Origin of the sequence: Falsochrobactrum tianjinense, assembly GCF_019100495.1 — a bacterium.
GTDB lineage: Bacteria > Pseudomonadota > Alphaproteobacteria > Rhizobiales > Rhizobiaceae > Brucella > Brucella tianjinense.
Map to the genome: position 1 here is coordinate 50,353 of NZ_JAHRVA010000008.1, position 24,488 is coordinate 74,840.

Below are 24,488 nucleotides of genomic sequence, written 5' to 3' on the forward strand. Positions count from 1 at the left end.
CAACAGTTCCCCTTAAAGATCGATAAGCACGCTTTTGGATTTGCGATTTGCGAGATAAGCATCGCGTCCAAGATCCTTGCCAATGCCCGAGCTTTTATAACCGCCGGTCGGCAGGATATGGTCACGCGAACGGCCATAGCGATTGACCCAGATGGTGCCTGCCTGCAAAGCCTTGGTGACACGTATTGCACGCGACAAGTCCCGCGTGAAAAGACCTGCTGCCAGCCCATATGTCGGATGGTCGGCAAGTGCGAGCGCCTCATCTTCCTGGCTGAATGTCTGGATTGTCAGAACGGGACCAAAGATTTCCTCAGTAACAGCCGGAGAGTTTTCATTGACATTTCGCAATAGCGTCGGCTGATAGAAGTAGCCGTCAATGTCCATACGTTTGCCACCCACCACGCATTCTGCGCCAATGCTCGTGGCTTTTTGAACGATTTCATCAATGCGGCAAAGCTGCCGTTCGGAAATAATAGGAGAATATTGCGTATTCTCATCCCATGTGACACCAGGCCTGATATTAGCCATATGACAGGCAATCGCATCGCTCAGAGCATCCGCAATTTCTTCCGCCACAATCAGACGGGAACCAGCAACACAAGCCTGCCCGGCATTGGAGATGATACCCCGCGTGATAGCAGAAGCAGCTAGTTCCAGATCGGCATCGGCAAACACCACCTGCGGGCTTTTACCGCCAAGCTCCAGCGTCATTGGCTTTATGCCTGTACGGGCGATATTCTGCATAATCGCAGCACCCGCAGCGGTTGATCCCGTGAAACTGACTTTGGAAATATCCGCATGTCCGGTAATCGCATTGCCGGTTGTCGGCCCATCGCCCAGTACAATGTTGATAAGGCCAGCCGGTATTCCGGCTTTAACCGCGAGTTCCGCCATGTAAAGCGTAGTGAAAGGCGTGATTTCCGATGGCTTGAGCACAACCGCATTACCTGCTGCCAGTGCCGGTCCCAACTTCCAGCCAGCCATGGAGATCGGGAAATTCCATGGCGTAATGGCACCGATAATGCCATAAGGCTCACTCAGCGTCATGCCAAATGTATTGGCGCTCGTCGGAACGACATCACTGCCCTCCTTATCCGCAAACTCTGCAAAAAAGCGGATCTGCTCGACCGTAACCGCTATATCGCCTTCGATAAGTTGTGCAATTGGCCGTGTTGAAGAAACCGCTTCTAAACGTGCCAGCGTCAGCGCTTCCTGCTCAATCAAATCAGCCCAGCGGTGCATGGCGTTAAGACGTTCACGCGGACGACATTCAGCCCATCCACTAGACTTCAACGCAGTTTTTGCCGTCTCTACGGCACGATCAACCAGCGCACTATCTGCTATGGGACAGTCCCCATAGGCTTTGCCGTCGGAAGGTCTGCGCATTTCCAGCCCGCCCGTGGCATCGACACGTTCTTCGCCAATATAATGATAAAACGGAAGCTCAAGCGTTTCAGGGTCGAAGCTTAATGTCATGGCGCACCTCGCACTTTCTCTATTGAAACGATAGTGCCGAACGCACCGCATTTTTGATTGAGAATAACCCGCCTGACGGTTTTGAATCGCATCAGGCGGGTTTGATGCAGCGGATTATTCTGGATCGGAGATGCTTATTCGTAAACGCAGAGGTAAATCTTGCGTACCGTTTCAATCGTGCGCCATATGCCGACAAAGCCCGGCTTCATGACAAAGCTGTCGCCTGCACGATAGGTTTTAGTCTCGCCGCCTGTTTCTTCTATTTCAACAAGGCCGGACAGGATATGACAAAACTCCAGCGTTGTACCCTTGATGGAGTGGGTTTCACCTGGTGTTGCTTCCCAAACACCCGTCAGAACCTTATCGTCTTTGGATGCATCCTGCGCCCATGTCTTGAATGATGGATTGCCGGAAATCAGACGATCCGCAGTTGGCAGAGCCTCTTTTGGTGCGAAATCCGGATTTGGATCAATGGTAATCAGAAGTGACATGTGATTTCCTTGAAGTTAATAGCCAAGTGTTTGATCGATCAGGCCGATCAGGTCTTTTCCAGCCTGGTGACGCTGGATATTTTCAATCACAAATTTTGCTGCCGTATGTGGTTGGGTTACGGAAGCGATGTGCGGCGTGATGAAGACTTTCGGGTGTGACCAAAGCGGATGCCTTGCCGGAAGCGGCTCAGGATCGGTGACGTCAAGCATGGCCGCCGCCAATTGCTGACTATTCAAAGCTTCAAGTAGTGCTTGCTGATCGAGTTGAGGTCCGCGACCGGCATGCAGCAGTCTTGCGCCCTTTGGCAGAAGTGCGAACAGGTCGGCATTGAGAATGCCGCGTGTTTCATTCGTCAGCGGCAAAAGGCAAATCAGAATATCGGTTTGACGCAGAAAACCTGCAAACTGGTCTTCACCATAAAAGCACTCGACGCCATCAATCTGCTTTGGGCTACGGCTCCAACCAGCAAGCGGAAATTGAAATGGCCTGAGGCGATCAATTGCCGCCTGTGCCAGCATGCCAAGCCCGAGAAATCCAACCCGGCGTTCTTGTGCCTGTGGAACTGCGCGTGCACGCCACTGCTCGCTTTTCTGCTGTTCGCGATATGCAATTGCGTCGCGATGTAAAGTCAACACTCCAAACGTTACATATTCCTGCATCATACGAATGATGCCGTCCTCGACCATGCGTACAAGCTTCACATGATCGGGCACGCTACCGGGCTTGAACTGATCGACCCCCGCACCAATAGAAAACAGAATTTCAAGATTGCGATATTTGGTAATGTCATCGGGTGCGACCCAACTGATCAGATAGCGTATCTTTTCAGGGTCAACGTTCTCTCCTGCCTGATAGAACTCGAGATCAGGAAGTGCAACTTGAACGGCCTCGCGAAAGACCGCGCCACGAACAACATCTGAATTAAAGAGAAACGCCATGATTGTTCCCGCCGTTTCCAGTTAAGAAGCGAGGCGTGCACCGAGATTTTCGATCATCATTTGGCACGCGTTCAGTTCTTCGATTTCGATATATTCGTTGGGGCGATGCGCGCGACTAATATCACCTGGACCACAAATGATCGCATCAATCCCTGCCTGCTGATAAAGCCCGGCTTCTGTGCCGTAGCTGACGGCGGCGACGGTTTGTTGCCCAGTCAACTCTTCGAGCAGCACATTGAGAGCAGCTTCACTGGAAAGTGACAAAGCGGGATATGCGCTGAGTGCATGCCACAACACGTCAAACCCCAGACCGCGCAGTGCATTAAGCTCCTGCTTTACCGGCTCCAGCAATGCCGTTGGCGAAGCGCCTGAAATAGCGCGCACCTCAATTTCTGCCGAGCATCGATCGGGGATGATGTTTACAGCCTGCCCGCCTGAAACAGTACCAAACTGCAAAGAGGAGTAAGGCGGCTCAAAATTCTGGTCGAAAGGTCCCTTGGCGAGCGTCTGTCCGTAAGCTATAGATTTTGCAATCAACTCAGACATTGCGTGAACAGAATTCAAACCCAGATCAGGCCGCGAAGAATGTCCGGAACGGCCGATCACCTCAATACGGGCAGCTGCCTTCCCCTTATGCGCACGCACAGCCCGCATACCGCTCGGCTCTCCGATTATCGCGCCAAGAGGTTTGGCACAAAGTTCTGGAAGCACTGCAAGTAGATGTGGCACACCACGGCATCCTGCTTCTTCATCGTAAGAAAAGGCTAGATGAACAGGCCGTTTCAGCGGGCTTGACGCAAGCTCAGGCAAAGCAGCCAAAGCAGAGGCCAGAAAGCCTTTCATGTCTGTCGTGCCTCGTCCATAAAGTCTGCCGCCATCTTTATGAAGTGTGAACGGATCAGTAGCCCATTCGACCTCTCCAGCTGGCACAACATCCGTATGGCCCGACAAAATATAACCGGGCGCATCACGCGGACCGATCGTAATGAAAAGATTAGCCCGATCGCCTTCCGGCCCGGGCAATACTGAAACATCGGCACCGACTGCCTTCGCATAGGAACTGATCCATCCGGCAATCGCATCATTGGGCGTACCAACAACCGATGGAAAGCCAATCAAAGTTGCGAGAATTTCTTCGGCGTTCATAAATACCACATTCGATGACAGGCTTTTGGACTGCTATTAGCATACGTATCTGAGGCAGTGTTCCGTGCTGAATACCTCCCTGCTTCGAACAAAAATTGCGAAAATAGACATCCAAGAAGCAAATCCTGCGGAAGCGTTTATGAAATAATGTGGCAAAATACTCCTGCCAAACGGGTTGCATTTTGTGGCAGGATCAAAACACTAATGCTTGAGGGCTTATCATCCACAAGTTGAGCTTGGCAGCGGGTAGGAAGCGGATTGGCTGATATGCAAAAATCAGTACGGCTGAAATCTTTTGAATTGATCGCGCGTGACATAAAAGACGTGGATGTCAGCCTGCTTCACGGCCTCTCGATGGGTGTTCGCTGGCCGCATCGCCCTAACGACTGGGAGCTACTGCTACAAACAGGTCACGGTCTTGTCGCTGTGGATGGGATCGGTCGCGTGTTCGGCAGCGCCATGTGGTTTCCATATGGAGACGATTTCGCGACAATCGGCATGGTTATCACATCGCCGCGTACGCAGGCACAAGGCAATGGGCGCTGGCTGATGGAGCAGGTATTGGAGCGCTGTGAGGGTCGAAACCTCAGCCTCAATGCAACTCAGGCTGCATATAATCTGTACCTCTCACTTGGTTTTTTAGATGAAGCAACGGTTTATCAGCACCAAGGAGAAGTTGGCTTCGCGCTTCCGGCAATATCGAAACCCGATGGAGAACTTGTCGCTCTCTCAGCGGATGACCTGGAAACAATCACAGACCTGGATTGCAAGGCTTTCGGCGCAAATCGTGCACATTTGCTTCAACTCATCTCCGACAAGGCTGTGATCTATGGTTTGAAAAGGAACGACCAGATCGTCGGCTATTCATTTTGCCGCGAATTTGGGCGCGGGAAAGTTATTGGCCCCATCGCCGCAAGCAACGATGACGACGCTATTCAGCTGACAGCAATCCATCTCCAAAACCTGAAAGGCGAGTTTGCTCGCGTCGACACGCGTGAAAAAGAAGGCGCTTTCGCCGACTTTATAGAGCAATGCCGTCTCAGCATATTCGGCACGGTAACAACCATGTCGCAAGGGAAGCCATTTTTGAACAGAAAGGCTAACGAGCTGTGGATATATGGTCTATCGGCCCATGGTTGGGGATAGTTTGACCCGTCAGATATTCTGAGGAGGCTGCAACGCTTCTTCAAGGCTTAGCGATGGATACATTGCTGTAATAGCACGAATGTCGTCCATAAGTTCAGCAATCAGCCAATCTCTAACTTGCGTCACGATTGGTCGAACGGGCTTGTCGCGCAAGCGCACCAGATGACATTTGCGATGCGTGGGCAAGAACCGGTTATGGGCCGGTATCAGTGCTTGCGTCCGTAACCAGTGCGCAACGACATTCAGCCATCCAATTGCTACGCCCTGCCCCAGCAATGCCGCTTGAACGACTATCGCATAGTCAGAGAACAACATTTCATCATGCGCGCCGCCCCTCCCATGTGCCGACAGGAAAAAGTCAGGCCAATTGGGCTGAGCCTCACTCAGATTGATCAGCGTGGTCACAGGTTGATCAAGAACTGAATTCTCTTCGTTATGCTCCCTTTGGTAAGTCGGGCTGCAAATCGGCACAAGAACCTCGCGCATGACAAAAGTGGCTTCGTGATTGTCATCGCCGCCTTCGACAAAGCGCATTCCAAGGTCAACATCGTTTACTGGCCCCGCCAAAGGCCCCATGATCAGCTCAAAACGCAGATCGACTCCAGGAAAGGTCTTTTTGAAAGCGGCCATGCGCGGCATCACCCAATGCGTTGTAAAGCCAGTAGAAAGTGATAGCGTTACCGTCTGTACGCCCTGCTTACGGTCGTTAATCTCTCTGAGAGCCTGTTCGATACCGGCAAAGCCACGCTCAATCGCATCATGCAGAATTTTGCCATATTCGGTCAACGTGACGCCGCTCGTCTTGCGAATGAAAAGTTGCACATCCAGATGCTCTTCCAGTCGTCCGATCATACGGCTGATGGCAGCTGGCGTAACATTGAGTTCCTGAGCGGCCTTGGAAAAATTCCCATGCCGCGCCGCCGCCTCAAGCGTGAAGAGACCATTCATAGAAGGAAGTGTACGCCGCAATACAGTCATTACATTTTGTAACATTGTGTCAAGCTTTTTTCAATTGCACCCGCCGCACTTATTTGTTCTCCTGCTAAACAAGAAAGAGGATAATCCTTCGTCATCATCAGGGGAACAAAACATTTGGCTGTGGTAAGCGCCAAAGCGGCTACACGCATGACCAATGTTGAGCTCTTCCATTGAATGCAGCAAATCAAACTTATGTAGTTCCCTGCAAGTCGATAAATTAATCAGTGGAATCAAATGACTGAAGCAATAAAGTCGGCAAGTGTAGGCGTTTCCATCCGTTCAGCGACGAAGACCTATGGGGCTTTCTGCGCTCTTGATTCAGTCAGCCTTGATGTAGAACCCGGCGAATTCGTTTCTATTCTAGGCCCATCGGGGTCAGGCAAGACAACCTTTCTCGGTATTCTCGGCGGCTTTGTTCAACCGACATCCGGTTCAATCTGGCTGGGCGATCGCGATATTACATTGGAGCCACCACATAAGCGAGATATTGGCATTGTCTTTCAGAACTATGCCCTGTTCCCGCATATGAATGTCGCTGAAAATATTACATTCCCATTGCGTGCTCGCCGGATGCCGAAAGCGGACTGGCCCCAAAAGCTGCGCGATGCACTCGCCATGGTTGAGCTGACGGGACTGGAAGATCGTAAAGTACACGAGCTTTCCGGCGGACAAAGACAGCGGGTCGCTTTGGCCCGTGCAATGATCTTTGAACCTCGCCTCATTCTGATGGACGAGCCATTATCCGCGCTCGATAAGCAATTGCGTGAAAACATGCAAATCGAGCTCAAGCAGATCCACCGCAAACTAGAAGCGACAATTGTTTATGTCACACACGACCAGCGTGAAGCGCTCACCATGAGCGACCGCGTTGCCATCATGAACAAAGGAAAGATAGTTCAGATTGATACGCCAGAAATGTTGCACGACCGGCCGATTAACTCCTTCGTTGCAAGCTTCATCGGTGAAGCCACGCTTCTGCCTGTTGTACGAGACGGAGACAACTGCGTCAGCCTTGCGGGCACAACGCTCCGGTCTGCCTACCCGATACCGCAGGGAGAAAAGCTCTATCTCGCACTCCATTCTGAAAAACTGGTCGTCAGCAATCAGGATACCGGTAATTACAATTTAAACCGGCTGCGCGGCAAGGTTATCGAAGCACTTTATCAAGGCGAAAGCATCCGCGTTTTCATGCAGCTCCCTTCTGGCGAAACACTGAGTTTCCGCCTGCCCACCAATCACGCAGGACGTGCGAAATTGCGCGCGCCCGGTGAAGACATCGAAATTGCACTTCACCCGGAAGACACGGTGATTGTGCCTGAACCCAACTAACCGTCATCCATAGCACTATGAGGAAAACAGCAATGAAGATCACTGATTTTAAAGTGATGACCTTCGACGTAGTAGGCACTTTGATCGATTTCGAAACAGGTGTTTTGAATGCAACGCGCAAGGTGGGTGGCGAAAAGGCGGCCAAGCTGACCGATGACGAAATCTTCGGGCCATATATCCGCGGACGTGATCAGTTCTACGGACGTTCGTCATCTGCCATGAAGGATGTTTACCTTCACATGGCCAAAGAACTTGGGATTAATGACGATCAAGCCTCGGCGGATTTGTTTCAGCTGGCAATCCTGCGTCATCCGGCCTTTGAGGATTCCGTTGCAGCGCTCAAGCGTCTACGCAAGAATTTCCGCCTTGTCGCCATGACCAATGCTGACCGCACAACTTTCTCAGCCTATTCGGAAACGTTGGACAATCCATTCCACGACAGCGTGACCTGCGATGAAACCGGCTATGCGAAGCCAAATCCAAATTTCTTCGCTTACAACAAGGGTCGCCAGTCGGCATTTGGTTATAAGCCATCAGAGATCCTGCATGTTGCGCAGAGCCAGTACCATGACATCGGCATTGCCAAGGAGCTTGGTTATACAACGTGCTGGATTGAACGCCGTCAAGGCCAGAACGGCTTTGGCGGTACGCCTACACCGAAAGGCGTGATCAAGCCTGACTTACATTTCTCGACATTAATGCAGCTCGCAGACGCGGTAGACGCTGAACTCCTTTCAGCTTCTGTCGCCAACGCAGCGTAAGATCGGAACGGCATTCCTCCATGACCACACGCCCTCCCTTTGACGACATCAAATCCCTGTGGCAGGCAACTGCCGTATCGCGCCCACAATTTTCAGCGCTGGAAGGTGACGGCCAATATGATGTCGCAATCATCGGAGGTGGCTATACGGGTCTATCGACCGCACGATATCTGGCACGCAAAGGCCTGTCAGCAGTCGTGTTGGAAGCAAGCCGTATCGGCTGGGGCGCAAGTGGACGCAATGGCGGGGTTGTTTCAGCAAAATTTCGGTTGGCATATCGCGATATTGCCAGCCGTTTCGGCATAGATGTCGCGCGTCGAATGCATGATATCAGCATCGAAGCTGCAGAACATGTCGGCGAATTAGTCAGCGATTATACAATTGAAGATACCGACTATCATGCAACCGGCTCTTTGCGCTGCGCGCATAATCAAATTTCACTCGATGCATTAAAGGCAGAGTGCGCTTGGCTTAACAAAGCATTGGGTGACAGCGCCTGTTCCATACAATCGGCAGAAGAAGTTACACACGAGACCGGATCAAATGACTTCGTCGGCGGCATGTTGAACACCCATGGTGGCATCATTCATCCGCTCAATTTTGTATTAGGTTTAGCGCGCGGCGTGCAGGCCGATGGTGTCACAATTTGTGAAAACACCCCTGCATTCGGCATCAAAAGAGAGGCAAATGGCGTAATTGTTGAGACCGATAGCGCAACAATTCACGCAAAAACGGTGGTTATCGCCACCAACTCTTATCCTGATCTTACCAAAGCAACGGCACCGGTCAAAAAATCGATCATTCCCTTCCGCTCGGCTATGATTGCAACGCAGCCGCTCACCGGTACTGCAGGCGAACACCTCTTGGTAAACGGGCGGAGCTATACCGAAACCCGGCGCATGATGCGCTGGTTCCGCAAATCCGGCGATCGGCTCATCTATGGCGGACGCGGCGCATTCGGAAGAACAGATTCCGAAGCAGCTTTTGCAGCATTGCATAAAGCGATGGTTAAACAGTTTCCCGAACTTGGCTCCGTGCAGGTCACACATCGCTGGTCAGGTCTCGTCGCCATGACACTTGACAGCCTCCCACATGTCGGCCGTCTGGATGACAAGATTGTTTACGCGCTTGGCTACAACGGAACCGGCGTTGCTATGTCATCCTATATCGGCAAGCATGTGGCTGAAATTGCCGCTGGCAAGCACGTTGATCTAGGTTTGCTTACACAGCTCCCGCTCAAACAAATACCATTTTACGGCCTGCGCGCACCAGCAGTGCGTGTGGTTGCAGGTTGGTATCAGTTTCTCGACGCGATTGGACGTTGAGAGAGATCGAAAGCTGCGCGCCGGGGCAGTTGCCAATCCGATCCGGCAGACAAGAATGGACCCGAAAGGTCCACACAGAGGAGAACGAACATGCGCATACTATTTTCAGCATCACTCATGTCCTCCGCAGCCCTTGCTGTCGGGATCAGCCAAGCGTCTGCGGAGCAGATCACCTTCGTTTCACAGGGCGGTGCCTATCAGGAAGCCCAGACCAAGGCCATCCTTGATCCAGTCGCGGAAAAACTTGGCATTACCATCAATCAGGATAGCTCACCCGACGCCTGGCCCGTCATCAAAACACAGACCGAAACCGGAAAGCCTGTCTGGGACGTCATCGACACGCCTGCCAAAGATTGCATTCGTGGCGGCGAACAAGGCATGATCGAAAAGCTTGATTTCTCCAAGCTCCCTAATGTTAAAGACATGCCAGCTGAATATAAATCGCCCTATTCAGTTGCATATGAATTTTATTCCAGTGTGCTCGCATACAACAAAGACAAGTTCGGTGACAATCCTCCTAAAACATGGGTGGATTTCTGGGACGTCAAGAAGTTTCCCGGCACGCGTGCTCTGCGTAATCACCCGCTCGCAACACTCGAAGCAGCGCTAATTGCCGATGGCGTACCAATGGACAAGCTCTATCCACTTGACGTCGACCGGGCCTTCATGAAGCTTGAAGAGGTCAAACCATTCATTACAGTCTGGTGGACTTCGGGCGCTCAATCAGCGCAGCTTCTTGCCGATGGCGAAGTGGATATGACGATGGCATGGAACGGGCGTGTTTCTGCTGTAGTGAAAGAAGGGCTACCCATCGGCTACACCTTCAATCAGGGCTTTCTGCAATATACCTCGCTCTGCATTCTGAAAGGCGCACCTAATCTAGAAACCGGTGTGAAGTTCATTAACGCAGCACTGGATCCTGAAATTCAGGCCAATTTCCCTACCTACATCGATTATGGCCCGGCAAATCCCGCCGCTTATGAGACAGGAAAAATCTCGCCTGAACGTGCAACTGAAATGCCAAGTTCACCCGACAACGCAGCTAAACAGGTTCTCGTTTCTGATGAATGGTGGAGCTCTCCGGCGGGCGAGGATGCCCAGAAGCGTTGGGCCGAATTTATCCAACGATGAGATAAGTTGAGCGCGCACGTTATCCACCGTGCGCGCCACACGCAGCGTCAATGCCCGCACTGTCTCCCACGACATTGTCTGAATGTCACAGCCTTTCAGGGTGATATCGATGAGCAGACTGATCTTGAATCCAAGCGAACTTTATCGGCGCAAAGAAATGCGCCTGATGCTATTGCTTTTGGCTCCCGCACTAGCAGTGGTCACTGTCTTGCTGATTGTGCCGTTGGTCTGGCTCGCATGGCAGTCCGTCTGGCAGGATGGTGGTTTTACAGCCGTTCACTATCAGCGTTTTCTCACCGACAATGTCTATTGGATGACGTTTTTGCAAACTTTCAAGATTGCATTCATCGTCACCATCGCAACACTTCTGCTCGGCTATCCGATTGCCTATCTGGCAACCACCGTCTCTCAGAAATGGAGCATCATTATTCTGGCGATGGTTATTCTGCCTTTCTGGACCAGTGTGCTCGTGCGGGCCTATGCGTGGCTGATCCTGTTGCAGAGAACCGGACTGATCAACTCGGTGCTGAAATCGATCGGTTTGATCGATACACCGTTGCTGTTGGTCAATAACGAGTTCGGAACCGTTGTAGCTACGATCCACATTCTACTGCCGTTCATGGTGCTGCCGCTTTACGCGACCATGCAGAAAATACCGCGTGAGCTTTCAATGGCTGGAGCAAGTCTTGGTGGCACACCATTCTATGTTTTCACACGCATTTTCCTGCCTCTATCCCTGCCTGGAATAATCGCGGGCATGGTACTGGTCTTCGTTCTTACCCTGGGTTTCTACATCACACCCGAACTGCTTGGCGGAGGCCGAACCTATATGGTTTCCATGCTCGTTTCGCGGAATATCGAAGTTTATCATGAGTGGGGTGCTGCCTCGTCAATTAGCGTGGTGCTGCTGATCTGCGTCTTCCTGATCTTCCGTTTAACGAGCCTGCTGATCCCGTTTGAACGCATCATGGGAACAAAGTAACGCCAATGTCAGTATCTCGCGCAATCCTCATCGCCGGCGTATCGCTCATCCTGATCTGGCTGATCATTCCAATCCTGATCATTGTGCCAATGTCATTTTCTGGCGCACGCTTCCTGACTTTCCCGCCGCCAAGCTGGTCATTACGCTGGTATGAGGCGTATTTGGCAAGCAGCACATGGATGCAGGCGACAAAGGTTAGTCTCATTGTTGCAGTGGCTAGCGCCATTCTCTCTACCATCATCGGAACTGCGGCCGCCTACGCGCTAAACCTAACATCTTCCCGGCTTGTGCGCAGTATGCAGGTGGTTTTGTTGCTGCCTCTTGTTGTGCCTATAGTCATCACCGCAGTTGGTGTCTTCTTTGTCTACGCAAAGGTCGGATTACTGGCGACGCTTTCAGGCCTCATCCTCGCTAACGTCATGCTAGGCCTTCCCTATGTCGTAACATCGGTGCTGGTCGGCTTGCGTAAATTCGACTCTACACAGGAAATGGTGGCGCGCAGTCTCGGAATGAACCGCTTTCGTGCTTTCTTTGCTGTGACGCTCCCCCAGATCAAACCCAGCGTCGTCTCTGGTCTGTTGTTTGCGTTTATCTCGGCAATCGATGAAACAGTGGTTTCGTTATTCATCTCCGGCGGCCAGTATCAAACGCTCACAAAGCGCATGTTTACAGCCTTGCGTGATGAGATTGATCCGACAATCGCATCGATTAGCTCGCTGCTCACAGCCATCTCATTTATCGTCGTCATGCTCGCAGCACTCAGCGCAGGCAGAGAACACAAGGAAAAGGCCGTAGCATGATTGCCGATTATCTCATTCTTGGCGGCGGTTCTGCAGGCTGCGTTCTGGCTGCTCGGCTTTCTGAAGATCCCAAAAAATATGTGATTTTGGTTGAAGCAGGCCGCGATATCAGCGCAACCAACATGCCCGATGCTGTTCGCAGCCGCTATCCTGGCCGCGCTTATCTCGACACGCGCAACATCTGGGAGAAACTTCAGGCGCGTATGGGGAACTTTTCAAACCGCAACGAGCACGGAGCGTTCCGTCGCTATGAGCAAGCAAAGATTCTTGGTGGTGGTTCTGCGATCAATGCCTTGATGGCCAATCGCGGTGCGCCCGCCGATTATGATGAATGGCAGGGACTCGGCGCAGAAGGTTGGAACTGGGAGAACTGCCTCCCCTATTTTCGGAAGCTCGAATCAGATCGTGATTTCTCCGGACCGCTGCACGGCCATGATGGGCCGGTATCGATCCGCCGTATCAATGACAAACGAATTTCCCCTTTCGTTGATCGCGTGATGCAAACCATCGACAAAAATGGCTGGCCAATCGGCAAGGACCAGAACGGCGAATGGTGCGATGGAACCTATCGCGGCGCCATCGCAGTCAGCGATCGCGGCGAGCGATTGCCGACTTCTGTCGCCTATCTTACCGATGAGGTACGCAAGCGCCCCAATTTGCAGATCATGACCGGATTTACAGCCGTTAAGATCACATTTGACGGCAGAAAGGTTATCGGCGCTCTTATCCAAGCCACTGGTCAAAATACTGGTAATACGCCACTTACAGCAAATGAGGTCATAGTTGCAGCGGGTGCAATTCATTCGCCTGCCTTGCTCATGCGTTCAGGTATCGGCCCCGCAGATCATCTGAAAAGCCTTGGAATACCCATTATTCATGCACTGTCTGGCGTTGGCCAAAACCTCATGGAACACCCCTCAATCGCCGTTGCCGCTTATTTGCCACCATCAGCACGCAACAAAGACGCGAGTGAACACCATGAGCAGGCGATCTGGCGTTACTCATCCAACCTGCCCGATACGCCTTCTGGCGATATGCACGCTGCAATTCTTGCGCGTTCTGGCTGGCACTCCGTGGGCAATCGCATTGGCAGTCTGTTTTTCTGGGTCAACAAATCCTATTCTCGTGGGTCACTTACGCTTTCATCGGCAGATGCTACAGCAGAACCCAGTGTCGATTTTCGTATGTTGAGCGATGAGCGTGACCTCAAGCGATTGAAAGATGCTGTACGCAAAGGTGCCGCAATTCTTTTAGACGACAACATGCATCATCTTAGGGGCACAGTTTTTCCGTCAAGCTACACACCACATGTTGCGCGCGTCGCAAACCCCGGCTTATGGAACGCGTCGCAACGGGGCACTCTAGCCATCATGCTCGACATGGCAGGCCCTTTAAGAAGTGCACTTATACAATCAGTCATTACGTCGGGCGTCAGCATTCGATCATTGCTGGAAGAAGATGCAGCACTGTCCGAATTTGTACGCAAACATGTCGGTGGGACGTGGCATCCCGCCGGTACATGCCGCATGGGATCTGCATCAGATTCCAATGCGGTCACAGATGGCAGTGGCAATGTTTATGGAACACAAGGATTGCGAGTGTGTGATGCTTCGATCATGCCCTCCATCCCATGCGCAAATACCAACATCCCAACCATTATGATCGCTGAACGCGTCTCAGATATTATACGGTCAAGAATACCGTCATAACCGCTCTCATCTGATTGTCGTGGAGCTCCCCTTCAATCATGTGTGCTTCAAGATCTCGCCCACGAAATGTGGACGTGATCGTCTCCAGAATCTGCATTTCCTTTCACCTTTCAAAGGCAAAAGAAATCCACCCGCCAAAACGACGCCAATGACTCTTCACACTGCGTGGAAAGGCAAAACGTTGTAGCGAAGAGTGTCTCTTGACCTGCACTAGATGCGTTGTTATATGATATCACAAGATCGATTATAGGAATTGCGCGGTTCTATAAAGCCGTCATGATCGACGAGTGAGATGCGAGCAGGATTTATTTTAACAGCCGCGAGACTGCGCATCTTGGATTTCGCCATCGTTGGCCAAATCGTGGATGCGTGGCAGCATAGCCTCGGCAGCAATAGAGATGTCGGCGACCAGATGACGCCGAACAGTTTGGGCGTCACGCTCAGCAAGGCCCTTGAGCATCGCACGATGTTCTTCATTTGCCACTGGGCTGTATCCGCCATAAGCGAAAAGCTCGTTCATATAGGCGCCGACCTCACCCCAAAGGTTCTCAATAATGCGCAGCAGGCGTGGCGATCCGGCATTACTATAAATGGTAAAGTGGAACTTTTGATTCAACGCCACGTAATCCTTGTGACGCCCCTCCGTCAGCGCGCAATCAATTTCATCAGTCAGTGCGTGCAGTGCGGACAGTACGGCCTCGGTGATCCTCGGGGTAGCCAGTTCGGCCGCCAGCCCTTCAAGCTCGCAACGAATGCGAAACAACTCGGAAAATTTTTCTACGTCCCAGTTTGGTACCGCGATCGAGCGGTTGGGCAGCATTTCCAGAAGCCCTTCTCCGACCAGCCGTTGCAATGCCTCGCGCACGGGTGTGGTCGAAATGCCGTAGACCTCCGCAAGATTGCGCAGGATCAGTACCTGTTTCGGCGCAAAGCGGCCAGAGATAAGGCCCTGCTTAATTGCCGCGTAAGCCTGGTCGTTGAGCGTTTTGTGTTGGAGGTGTTCCGTCATTTCATTCCATATAAGGCTAATTCTGCACAGCAATGCGATACCGGCATTTCTAACCCTAACATGCCGATAGCGGTGAACGATGGCAAGCTTTCTAAGCATGATCGACTTTGCAGAAAGGTGATATCGGCATGAGTATTGTTCTGCCTGTCGAGTCCGAAACACTTACTTCGCTGCCACCCAAAGTGTCGTCAGAGTTTGCTGAAAAGCTGGCGCAGGAACATTTTGAGTTAAACTGCACGGAGGTTGAGTTGCTGACCGCCGAGCGCGACCAAAACCTGTGGCTACGGGACCGGGACGGCCTGGAGTGGGTATTAAAAATCGCCAATCCCAGCGAGGCACGCAACACTACAGATTTTCAAACATCGGCGCTGTGTCATCTCGAAGCCGCTGCCGCCGACCTGCCGGTGCCTCGCGTGCGGCGTACACCGTCTGGCGCAACCGGGATCGAGGCCACCTTGCCCGACGGAAGGCGGTCTTGGGTACGAATACTGACCTGGGTCAAGGGGCAGCCACTGATTCATGCACCCAAATCCTCGCAGCAGCGGCGCAATCTCGCGGCCTGTCTGGCCCAGCTTGACCGAGGCCTGTCGGATTTTTCGCATCCGGCGCAAGATAGCTATCTGCAGTGGGATATCAGTCATATAAATCGGGTTTCTCCGCTTTTGCCCGCAATCGATGATGGGCAGATTCGCGATCATGTTGCCTGCGTTCTTAATGATTTCGAGACGAAACTACGGCCGGTCGCGGCACAGCTGCGTCGGCAGGTGATCTACAATGATTTGAATTTCCACAATGTGCTGGTCGATGCCGACAATCCCGACCGTATTGCGGGCATCATCGATTTTGGCGATATCGTGGCTGCGCCTTTGATCAACGATCTGGCAGTAGCAGCATCCTATCAGTTCGGCACTGATGGTAACCGCGATCATGCTGGCGAATTCATCAGAACCTATCACGCTGAACTGCCGCTTCTTGATGAGGAAATCCGCCTGCTGCCTCTGCTGATCGAAATGCGGCTGGCACTGACGCTGTTGATCACCAGCTATCGCGCGAAACGCCACCCGGAAAATGCCGATTATATCTTGCGCAACAATGCGCCGGCGCGCGCAACAATCGGCGAATTGCGTGGCCGCAGCCCACAGGAAAACCTTGACTGGATTACAACCGTATTGGAGGTCCAAAAATGAAACCCACCGATACTGTCCCCACAGATACTGCAATGGCCAATGCCTTCGTACCGGGGAGAATCCGCCTCGACCCTGCTTCGCAGCATCTGGTCGAGGCGCGTGCGCGCCTGCTCGGGCCAGCGTATCGGCTAATGTACGAAGAGCCGCTGCATTTTGTGAAGGGCGAAGGCATCTGGTTGATTGACGCGGCCGGGCGGCGCTATCTCGACGCCTATAACAATGTGACTTCTCTTGGTCATTGTCACCCGGCGGTCGTTGAGGCGATCAGGCGGCAGGTTGGGGTATTGGCTACCAACACCCGCTACATTCAGGAGGGCATCCTCGCGCTGGCGGAAAAGCTGCTTGCTACCATGCCGGATGAACTAGGGCATATCATGCTGACCTGCACCGGTAGCGAGGCGAACGATCTTGCCTGGCGTATTGCGCGCAGCTTTACTGGCGGCACAGGGATCATCGTAACCAAAACGGCCTATCACGGGATTACCGATGCGGTGGCACAATTCTCGCCATCGCTTGGCGCCTCCGTCGACCTCGGCCAGCATGTGGCGACTGTGCCCGCGCCTGGAGATCGCGGTGCAGAGGGGCCTGATGGATTTGCCGAAGCCGTTGAGCGCGCGATCTCAGAACTCAGGCGTCATGGTATTCGCCCGGCCATGCTGATTGTCGACACTATGTTTACCAGTGACGGTGTGCGATCCGACCCGGAAGGCTTTCTGGTACCGGCTGTTGAGGCGATCCGGCGCGCAGGCGGCATTTTTGTAGCCGATGAAGTGCAGCCCGGTTTCGCCCGCACTGGTGAGCATTTTTGGGGATTTCAGCGCCATGGCGTGGTCCCGGATATCGTCACTATGGGCAAGCCGATGGGCAATGGCCATCCAGTTGCTGGCATCGCCGTCCGGCCGGAAGTCGTGGCCGAGTTCGGCCGCACCTCGCGTTATTTCAATACGTTTGGCGGCAACACGGTTTCCTGCGCCGCCGCACTGGCCGTGCTCGACGTGATCGAGACCGAGGGGTTGCAGAAGAATGCCATCTTGATGGGGCAACGGATGATGGCCCGACTTTCCGCGCTCTCGAAGCGCTATCCTGTCTTGAGCGAAATCCGGGGTGCTGGCTTGATGATCGGTGCTGAAATTCGCGATGGCGCACGCCCCGACAGCCAGAGCGCCGCTCGAATCGTCAACGACATGCGCACGGCGGGGATACTTATCAGTTCCTGCGGCGAGCATCACAACGTGCTCAAGATACGCCCACCTTTGGTGATCAAAGCCGAGGAGGTCGACCTGTTTGTCGACACGCTTGGGCAGGTGCTTGAAAACTTGAACGGAGCTGCCGCATGACCGAGACTTGGCGTGAAAAGAGTCCAGCGGCTTTTGCCGTCGAAAAACATCCGGTGCAGGCGCGAGACGGGATGGTGGTCTCCAATCATCCTCTGGCGAGTGCGGCAGGGGTCGAAATGCTTGCCGCTGGCGGCAATGCAGTCGATGCAGCGATTGCCACGCTGTTTGCGCTGACCGTGGTCGAACCGATGATGGTCGGAATTTTTGGCGGCGGGATGGCGCATATTCGCATGGCGGATGGTCGCCATGTGGTGTTGGATGGTCAAAGTTGCGCTCCAGTGCGCGCTACTCCTGACATTTTTCGTCCGACAGGCACCGGTTATGAGGTCGAGGGACGCGCCAATACGCATGGCGCTGCTGCTGTGGCGACGCCTGGCACCCTACGCGGCTGGTGCGATGCTCTGGACCAATTCGGCACCATGGTGCTCATCGATGTGATGGAGCCCGCGATCCGCTTTGCGCGCAATGGTTTTATCGTCACGCCCTATCTGGCAGCATGTGCTGGCGAGGCCTTTGGCGACCTGTCACAGGACCCGGAAGCACGGCGCATCCTGACCAACGGCACCGGACCTCTCGTCGCTGGTCAAAAGCTGGTGATGTCCGACTATGCCGAGACGCTATCGCGTATTGCTGCCAATGGGCCGGACATACTCTATTCAGGTGCTTTGGGTGCCCAGATCATCGAGGCCTTGCAGAAGGCGGGTTCCGTGATGACTTGCGCCGATCTCGAAGCCGTCAAGACGATCACGCGCGAACCGGTCCGGGGCAATTTCCGTGGGCATGAAATCGTCGGTCCGCCGCCACCGTCAGCCGGCGGCGTGCATGTGATCCAGATGCTGAAAATCCTCGAAGGGTTTGATCTGGCGAAAAAAGGGTTTGGCAGCGCGGATGCCGCCCATCTGACCGCCGAAGCTATGCGGATTGCCTTTGCCGACCGTGCGGCATCGACCGCCGATCCAGCCTTTGTCGATGTCCCGGTCGCTCGCCTGATCTCGGACGACTATGCTGCCGACCGCCGTGAGCGAATCCTGATAGACAAAACGCAAGTCTGGCAGGCAGGCGTGGCTTCCGCGCAGGAGGCACACACTACGCACGTCACGGTGGCCGATCGGCATGGAAATGTCGTCTCGACCACCCAGACGATCAATGCGCTGTTTGGCGCACGAATGGTGATTCCGGGCACCGGCATTATACCAAACAATTACATGGCGCTTTTCGACCCGGTTCCCGGACGCGCCAATTCCATTGCTGCTGGTAAGCGCGTCACCACCTCGATGGCACCAACCATTGTGCTGAAGGACGGCCAGCTGCGCTATGCTATCGGTTGTCCTGGCGGCTTGCGGATATTCAGCAGCGTTATGCAGGCACTGCTGAACCTGCTGGAGTACGGCATGTCGGTACAGGAGGCGGTAGAAGCGCCGCGCCTTTGGACTCAGGGTGCCGAATTGGAACTGGAGGAGGGTTTCCCCGCCGAGGTCGAGGAGGCTCTGTCTGCCCGTGGATGGGATACATTGAGGTTGCCGCATGTGGCTGGCGGCATGTGTGCGATTGCCTTTGATGCAAGCGGGATGGAAGGCGCATGTTGCTGGCGCGCGGACGGCGTGGTCATTGGCCTTGGTGGTGGTCTGGCGCGCGAAGGCACAAGATTTTGGCCTGACACGCCGGCGGGTCGCTAGTAATGGGAGCTCATTGCTTTTCCGCCTATGGATTGTGGATCGTCCCCCAACCGGACGCCGATCGCGGCCGCAGTATCGCGCACAACAGAGAGGACGCGTTCAAGAATCCGGGGATCGTCGAAATCGTTCGATCGACTGGTGACGGAAACCGACCCGATAAAGGCACCTTGGCGGTCAAAGACCGGAACACCCAAGCCTGCGAGGCCGACGACGAGATCATTGGCAACTATTTCATAGCCTTGGGCGTGAATGCGTTGGGATGTCTCCAACAGCGCTGCGGTGTCCGTCAGCGAATATTGCGTGAAAGCCTGTTGCGGGCGCGACAGCCATTCCATCCGCGCCGCATCGTCCAGATGGCTGAGAATAACTCGCGGTCCTGCGGCGATATTAAGGGGCAAGGTCCGGCCCGATACAGACCACGGCACTTCGAGAAACATGTTACTTGCTCGAACCCTTTCGATGCAGATGGCCCCTTCCGCGTCAGGCAGCCAAAAAAACGACGTCATGGCGGTCTTTTCAGTCAGGCCTTGGAGATAGGGCGCGGCAGTTTCCCGCAATTCTCGTGGAGCCACAACAGCCGGCTGAAGTTTCAGTACCTGCATTCCCAAGCCGTAGGTGCCATCAGCTTCGTTACGGTGGACCAGCCCGGTCTGCAACAAAGCAATCAACAGCCGACGGGTGGTATTTTTGTCCAAGGCTACCGCTTGTGCGACCTCGGTCAGGGTCAGCAACGGTCGTGCCATGGTGAAACACGACAAAATAGCAGCAACACGCTCGACCGAGCGCATGTTCGGTGCGCTCGGTCCGGGAACGTTCTTTGGAAAAGGCATTTAATCCGCTCTCACAGAAACCGTATCATTAATTGATACCAATGGATCGCGTATTGACTTGTGTGTGTCAATACGCTTTCTTTTTATAAAAATGAATTGAGGAGAACAGTTTTGAACCCTGAATTGCGCGCCGCCATCCTGAGTGCCGTCGACGAAAATTTCGATGAACAAATCGCCTATACGCAAAAGCTGGTTTCCTTTGCTTCGCAAAGGGCCGAAGAATTCGCTATTCAGGATTTCCTCTACAACGACTATGCCGCACGCGGCTTCAAGATGGACCGCTTCGAAATGGATGAAGCGGCGCTGACCGCGCATGAAGGCGGCTCACCGTTTTCCGCGGAGCATTCTCGTGCGCCAATTGTCGTGGGTATCCATCACCCGCGCGAGGAAACGGGGCACTCGCTGATTCTTCAGCATCATGTCGACGTTGTTCCGGTTGGCCCATTGGATATGTGGGAACACGATCCTTATGGGGGCGAAATCGTCGGGGACCGGATGTATGGCCGAGGATCTGGAGACATGAAGGCGGGAGCCGCAGCCAACGTGTTTGCGCTGGAAGCTTTGAAGCGAATTGGCCTGCAGCCAGCGGCAACTGTTTACCTACAATCGGTCGTGGAGGAAGAATCAACCGGAAACGGGGCAATGCAAACTTTCCTGCGCGGCTATACCGCCGATGCGGCGCTGATCCCCGAACCTGAAGATAACATGCTTGTTCGCGCCAATGCCGGCGTTCTGTGGTTTGAGGTCGAGGTCCGTGGCATTCCCGTGCACGTCCGCGAAATGGGTGAAGGCGCCAACGCGATAGATGCTGCATATCGCGTGATCAGCAGCTTGCGCGAACTCGAGAAGAAATGGAATTCCGAAAAAGCCTCACATCGTGGTTTCGAGGATATCGATCACCCAATCAACATGAATATTGGGATCATCGAAGGCGGCGATTGGGGATCTTCCGTTCCAGCATGGTGCAAGTTTCAGGTCCGCATTTCCATCTATGCCGGTGACAAGGCGCAGCCTAAACTCCGTGAGATCACTGATCACATATCAAGGTTTGCGCGAGGGGATCGCTTCCTGGCACAAAACCCGCCAAGAGTGACGCAGAATGGTTTCAATGCGGAAGGTTATTATTTAGAGCCGGGTTCAGAGGCCGAGGAAACGCTTGCCCGGGCCCATGTGGGTGCCTTTGGCGAGCCGCTGAAGACCTTCACTACGCCAGCTTACCTAGATGCTCGCGTCTTTGCACTCTACAACGGGATTCCAACGCTCTGCTACGGTCCGATCTCGCGCAATATCCATGGCTTTGACGAATATGTCAGCCTCGATTCCGTGCGTAGCGTCACCAAAGCCATGGCGCTGTTTATCGCTGAATGGTGCGGCACAGAACCGCTCAAGCCTTAGCCAAAATGTAGCGGCATCACTATCGCCCACCGGGCTTTGTGCCGTGGTGGATAAAGGAGGAGGAGAAGTCATGAAATCGAAAACGACTATAGGTGTTGCTCTGATCGGGGGAGCGTTGCTGTCGAGTAGCGCGCTGGCCGCAGAGATGACAATTGGAGTTGTCGGCCCTTTGACAGGTCCAGCGGCAACGTCTGGCATTGCCATGCGCGATTCCTATCAATTCGTTGCAGATCAGGTAAATGCAGCCGGCGGTATCGATCTGAACGGTGAAAAAACCACGCTGAAACTGATCTTCGAAGATAGCGCTTCGCGTCCAGAAATGGGCGTTTCGGCAGCGCAGAAGCTACTCACGCGTGACAATGTCGATCTGCTGATCGGCGACACTTTTGCTTCATCGGTGACTATCGCAATGATGGACATCGCAGCCTCTTTCGGCAAATTTGTCATGAGCGGCCAGCCCGTATCCTCGGAAATTGCCCGCAAGGTAGAGAGCGATCCTGAACGCTTTGCAAACTTCTGGAAGTCAAGCTGGAACTCCGACGCTTATGCTAAAGCGGTTTTTGAAGCAGTCGAAGGTTTGACAGAGGCTGGTAAGTTCTCAACGGGCGATAAGAAGATCGCCTTCGTGTTCGAGGATACCGATTACGGCAAATCGAATGTCGAATACGCTTCCCCGCTGTTCAAGGAAGCTGGCTGGACTGAGTCTGCTCATGAAGCTGTGCCGCTTGGTCATTCAGATTTCTACCCGCAACTGTCGAAATTGCGCGGGGACAAGCCCGACGTGGTGGTCTCGATCTTCACCTCGGTGAATTCGGGCATTGCTTTTACCAAGCAAATTAAAGAAACCGGCCTCGATTCACTTCACGTCGCGATTTACTACCCAATGCGCCCAGAATTCCACGAAGGTATTGGTAGTGATTCCGAAAAGATGCTGTGGACACCCATGCTTTACGATCCCGTCAACAACGAAAAGCACAAGGCACTGTTCGATCTGATGGCCGCAAAGGGCATCCAAGCCACAGGTGACCATGCGCAGGGCTATTGCCAGTTCGCAATGCTGGCTGAGAACCTCAAGCGTGCGGGCACTTTCGACCCGGCCAAGCTTTCGGAAGCTTTCGCTACCACCGATTTCCCCTGCTACACGGGCCGATTCGTTTATGACACCACAAATCACACCCCGAAGATTGGCGCTGATTTCTTGCCGGTTGCGGTGGCGCAAGTCCAGAGCGGCGTGAGTAAGGCAGTGTGGCCGCCCTCGGCCGCGACGGCCGAGTTTGAATGATCAGCTTCGTTTTCTGAACCATCTAACGAGGCCGGAAGGCGATCCCTTCCGGCCAGACAATGACATTGGAGTCCGACGCATGGCGAATGTGGCGAGCACGCCGCTCCTTAGGATTGAAGCAGTCACGAAGGCTTTTGGCGGCATTGTGGCCATTGATGATCTTTCTCTTGACGTGAAACAAGGTCAAATTCTTGCCTTAATGGGACCCAACGGAGCGGGTAAGACAACGACGTTCCATGTCATTGCCGGAGTTTACAAACCAACCTCGGGGCGCATCCTATTCCAAGACGAGGATATTACCTCAATGCGCCCGGACGGACGTTGCCGCGCCGGGGTTGCCCGAACCTTCCAAATCACTCAGCCGTTCGAAGATTTGTCTGTTACCGAAAACATCATGGTGGGCGCGCGCTCCTATCATTCTTCGATGTCAGAACTACGAATGGCGTCTGAAGCTTATGCCGATAAGGTTGGCCTCAGCGACAAGCTGGATGCACCAGCGAAGAGCCTATCAACCGGCCAGCGCAAGCGGCTGGAGCTGGCGCGTGCCATGGCGACCCGCCCGAAGCTTTTGCTGATGGATGAGGTAACTGGCGGTGTCGACATGAAATCCATTCCGGGTCTGATTGAACTGGTCAAGACATTGCGTTCAGATGGCCTGACAATCGTGCTCATTGAACACAACATGAAGGTCATCAGCGAACTTGCCGACGAAGCCGTTTTCATGAACCGAGGCGCCCGCATGGTTTCAGGCACTCCGCGTGAGGTCGCCAACGATCCGGCGGTGGTCGAACTCTATCTTGGAGAAGGTGCAGATCATGGCTGATGATACCGCACAACCGATGCTGGACGTGCAGAACGTCGATGTCATCTACGGCAACTACCAGGTGCTTTGGGATGTCTCCATGCAGGCACATGCCGGACAGGTCATGGCCGTGCTCGGTCCGAACGGCTCCGGCAAATCCACGATCCTGAAGGCAATTATGGGCCTGACGCCAGTGCGTTCGGGCAAGGTGATCCTAAACGGCGAAGACATTACCAATCGCCCGACACATGAAATGGTCGAGCGCGGAATGTCTATGGTTCTCGAACGCCGCCGCCTGTTTACCGACATGACCGTCTATGAAAACGTCATGCTGGGTGCCTATCACCCAAGCGTGCACAAATATGCGCGCGACCGGCTTGAATGGGTCGAAAGTCTGTTTCCGATCATCGCCGAGCGCCGCGAACAGATCGCTGGCAAGATGTCGGGCGGTGAACAGCAAATGGTCGCCATCGCGCGGGCCTTGATGTCAAAGCCGAAGCTTCTGCTGATGGACGAGCCTTATCTGGGCTTGACCCCACGCATTGTACAGCAGATCGCCGATATCATACGCAAAGTGAATGCAGAAGGCATTGCGGTAGTCTTTAACGAGCAGAACGTGAAGCTGTCGTTTGGTATCTCGAGCTATGGCTACCTCCTTGAAAGTGGGCGTGTGATGCTTGCCGGCACTGGGGACGAGATGATGAATTCCGACGTGATCCGACGCGTCTACCTTGGCGAATAGTAGGAGACGCAGAAC

General features: G+C 53.7%; 22 protein-coding genes. 15 read left to right on the forward strand and 7 right to left on the reverse strand.

The genetic code is table 11. The features are described 5' to 3' along the window. Positions 1 to 12: 12 nt before the first annotated feature. The 4 genes from KUG47_RS15695 to argE form a co-directional block, all read right to left on the reverse strand. Positions 13 to 1,476 carry an aldehyde dehydrogenase family protein gene (locus KUG47_RS15695; protein WP_217678918.1) on the reverse strand — a complete coding sequence of 488 codons (1,464 nt, stop codon included), beginning with the start codon at positions 1,474 to 1,476 and terminating at the stop codon, positions 13 to 15. A 134-nt stretch (positions 1,477 to 1,610) separates the two neighbouring features. Next, positions 1,611 to 1,967, reverse strand: a complete 357-nt coding sequence (locus KUG47_RS15700; protein WP_217678919.1) for a cupin domain-containing protein — start codon at positions 1,965 to 1,967, stop codon at positions 1,611 to 1,613. 15 nt (positions 1,968 to 1,982) lie between these two features. Continuing rightward, positions 1,983 to 2,906 carry a 2-hydroxyacid dehydrogenase gene (locus KUG47_RS15705; RefSeq protein ID WP_217678920.1) on the reverse strand — a complete coding sequence of 308 codons (924 nt, stop codon included), beginning with the start codon at positions 2,904 to 2,906 and terminating at the stop codon, positions 1,983 to 1,985. 21 nt (positions 2,907 to 2,927) lie between these two features. Continuing rightward, a complete protein-coding gene (gene argE, locus KUG47_RS15710) occupies positions 2,928 to 4,052 on the reverse strand; it encodes an acetylornithine deacetylase (protein ID WP_217678921.1) in 1,125 nt (374 codons plus the stop codon). Between the two features lie 267 nt (positions 4,053 to 4,319). Here argE and KUG47_RS15715 point away from each other — a divergent pair, with 267 nt between their 5' ends. Beyond that, positions 4,320 to 5,198, forward strand: a complete 879-nt coding sequence (locus tag KUG47_RS15715; protein ID WP_217679009.1) for a GNAT family N-acetyltransferase — start codon at positions 4,320 to 4,322, stop codon at positions 5,196 to 5,198. A 9-nt stretch (positions 5,199 to 5,207) separates the two neighbouring features. Here KUG47_RS15715 and KUG47_RS15720 read toward each other — a convergent pair whose 3' ends face one another. Continuing rightward, the gene (locus tag KUG47_RS15720; RefSeq protein ID WP_217678922.1) at positions 5,208 to 6,176 is read right to left on the reverse strand and encodes a LysR family transcriptional regulator; all 969 of its coding nucleotides are present in this window, start codon (positions 6,174 to 6,176) and stop codon (positions 5,208 to 5,210) included. Between the two features lie 234 nt (positions 6,177 to 6,410). On the opposite strand from KUG47_RS15720, the gene KUG47_RS15725 reads away from it, so the two are divergent. From KUG47_RS15725 to KUG47_RS15755, 7 genes are all read left to right on the forward strand, one after another. Next, positions 6,411 to 7,505 (forward strand): ABC transporter ATP-binding protein, encoded by a 1,095-nt coding sequence (locus tag KUG47_RS15725; RefSeq protein ID WP_217678923.1) that lies wholly within the window; start codon positions 6,411 to 6,413, stop codon positions 7,503 to 7,505. A gap of 32 nt (positions 7,506 to 7,537) precedes the next feature. Beyond that, positions 7,538 to 8,266, forward strand: a complete 729-nt coding sequence (locus tag KUG47_RS15730; RefSeq protein ID WP_217678924.1) for an HAD-IA family hydrolase — start codon at positions 7,538 to 7,540, stop codon at positions 8,264 to 8,266. A gap of 20 nt (positions 8,267 to 8,286) precedes the next feature. After that, on the forward strand, positions 8,287 to 9,591 hold the full coding sequence (locus KUG47_RS15735; protein WP_217678925.1) for an NAD(P)/FAD-dependent oxidoreductase: 1,305 nt from the start codon (positions 8,287 to 8,289) through the stop codon (positions 9,589 to 9,591). Between the two features lie 117 nt (positions 9,592 to 9,708). Next, positions 9,709 to 10,722 carry an ABC transporter substrate-binding protein gene (locus KUG47_RS15740; protein ID WP_422718101.1) on the forward strand — a complete coding sequence of 338 codons (1,014 nt, stop codon included), beginning with the start codon at positions 9,709 to 9,711 and terminating at the stop codon, positions 10,720 to 10,722. Positions 10,723 to 10,831: 109 nt separating this feature from the next. Then, a complete protein-coding gene (locus tag KUG47_RS15745) occupies positions 10,832 to 11,704 on the forward strand; it encodes an ABC transporter permease (protein WP_217678927.1) in 873 nt (290 codons plus the stop codon). A 5-nt stretch (positions 11,705 to 11,709) separates the two neighbouring features. Then, positions 11,710 to 12,504 carry an ABC transporter permease gene (locus tag KUG47_RS15750; RefSeq protein WP_217678928.1) on the forward strand — a complete coding sequence of 265 codons (795 nt, stop codon included), beginning with the start codon at positions 11,710 to 11,712 and terminating at the stop codon, positions 12,502 to 12,504. Beyond that, positions 12,501 to 14,213, forward strand: a complete 1,713-nt coding sequence (locus KUG47_RS15755; RefSeq protein ID WP_217678929.1) for a GMC family oxidoreductase — start codon at positions 12,501 to 12,503, stop codon at positions 14,211 to 14,213. Before KUG47_RS15750 ends, KUG47_RS15755 begins: the two co-directional genes overlap by 4 nt. A 310-nt stretch (positions 14,214 to 14,523) precedes the next feature. Here KUG47_RS15755 and KUG47_RS15760 read toward each other — a convergent pair whose 3' ends face one another. Further along, positions 14,524 to 15,222: a GntR family transcriptional regulator gene (locus KUG47_RS15760; protein WP_217678930.1), complete on the reverse strand. Its 699-nt coding sequence runs from the start codon at positions 15,220 to 15,222 to the stop codon at positions 14,524 to 14,526. Between the two features lie 128 nt (positions 15,223 to 15,350). Here KUG47_RS15760 and KUG47_RS15765 point away from each other — a divergent pair, with 128 nt between their 5' ends. The 3 genes from KUG47_RS15765 to ggt are packed head-to-tail and all read left to right on the forward strand — an operon-like array spanning position 15,351 to position 19,422. After that, positions 15,351 to 16,409 carry a phosphotransferase gene (locus KUG47_RS15765; RefSeq protein WP_217678931.1) on the forward strand — a complete coding sequence of 353 codons (1,059 nt, stop codon included), beginning with the start codon at positions 15,351 to 15,353 and terminating at the stop codon, positions 16,407 to 16,409. After that, positions 16,406 to 17,746, forward strand: a complete 1,341-nt coding sequence (locus KUG47_RS15770; protein ID WP_254799597.1) for an aspartate aminotransferase family protein — start codon at positions 16,406 to 16,408, stop codon at positions 17,744 to 17,746. Before KUG47_RS15765 ends, KUG47_RS15770 begins: the two co-directional genes overlap by 4 nt. Then, on the forward strand, positions 17,743 to 19,422 hold the full coding sequence (gene ggt / locus KUG47_RS15775) for a gamma-glutamyltransferase (RefSeq protein WP_217678932.1): 1,680 nt from the start codon (positions 17,743 to 17,745) through the stop codon (positions 19,420 to 19,422). Before KUG47_RS15770 ends, ggt begins: the two co-directional genes overlap by 4 nt. On the opposite strand, the gene KUG47_RS15780 is transcribed toward ggt, so the two are convergent. After that, entirely contained in the window at positions 19,419 to 20,252 is an 834-nt protein-coding gene (locus KUG47_RS15780) for an IclR family transcriptional regulator (RefSeq protein WP_217678933.1), read from the reverse strand. The two genes, ggt and KUG47_RS15780, sit on opposite strands and share 4 nt — an antisense overlap. Positions 20,253 to 20,363: 111 nt before the next feature. Between KUG47_RS15780 and KUG47_RS15785 the strand changes: the two genes are divergently transcribed. From KUG47_RS15785 to KUG47_RS15800, 4 genes are all read left to right on the forward strand, one after another. Continuing rightward, positions 20,364 to 21,647, forward strand: coding sequence for an ArgE/DapE family deacylase (locus KUG47_RS15785; RefSeq protein WP_217678934.1), 1,284 nt, complete (start codon positions 20,364 to 20,366; stop codon positions 21,645 to 21,647). 46 nt (positions 21,648 to 21,693) lie between these two features. Then, a complete protein-coding gene (locus KUG47_RS15790) occupies positions 21,694 to 22,929 on the forward strand; it encodes an ABC transporter substrate-binding protein (RefSeq protein WP_217678935.1) in 1,236 nt (411 codons plus the stop codon). 79 nt (positions 22,930 to 23,008) lie between these two features. After that, positions 23,009 to 23,752 (forward strand): ABC transporter ATP-binding protein, encoded by a 744-nt coding sequence (locus tag KUG47_RS15795; protein ID WP_217679011.1) that lies wholly within the window; start codon positions 23,009 to 23,011, stop codon positions 23,750 to 23,752. Next, positions 23,745 to 24,473 (forward strand): ABC transporter ATP-binding protein, encoded by a 729-nt coding sequence (locus KUG47_RS15800; RefSeq protein WP_217678936.1) that lies wholly within the window; start codon positions 23,745 to 23,747, stop codon positions 24,471 to 24,473. Before KUG47_RS15795 ends, KUG47_RS15800 begins: the two co-directional genes overlap by 8 nt. Positions 24,474 to 24,488: the final 15 nt, after the last annotated feature.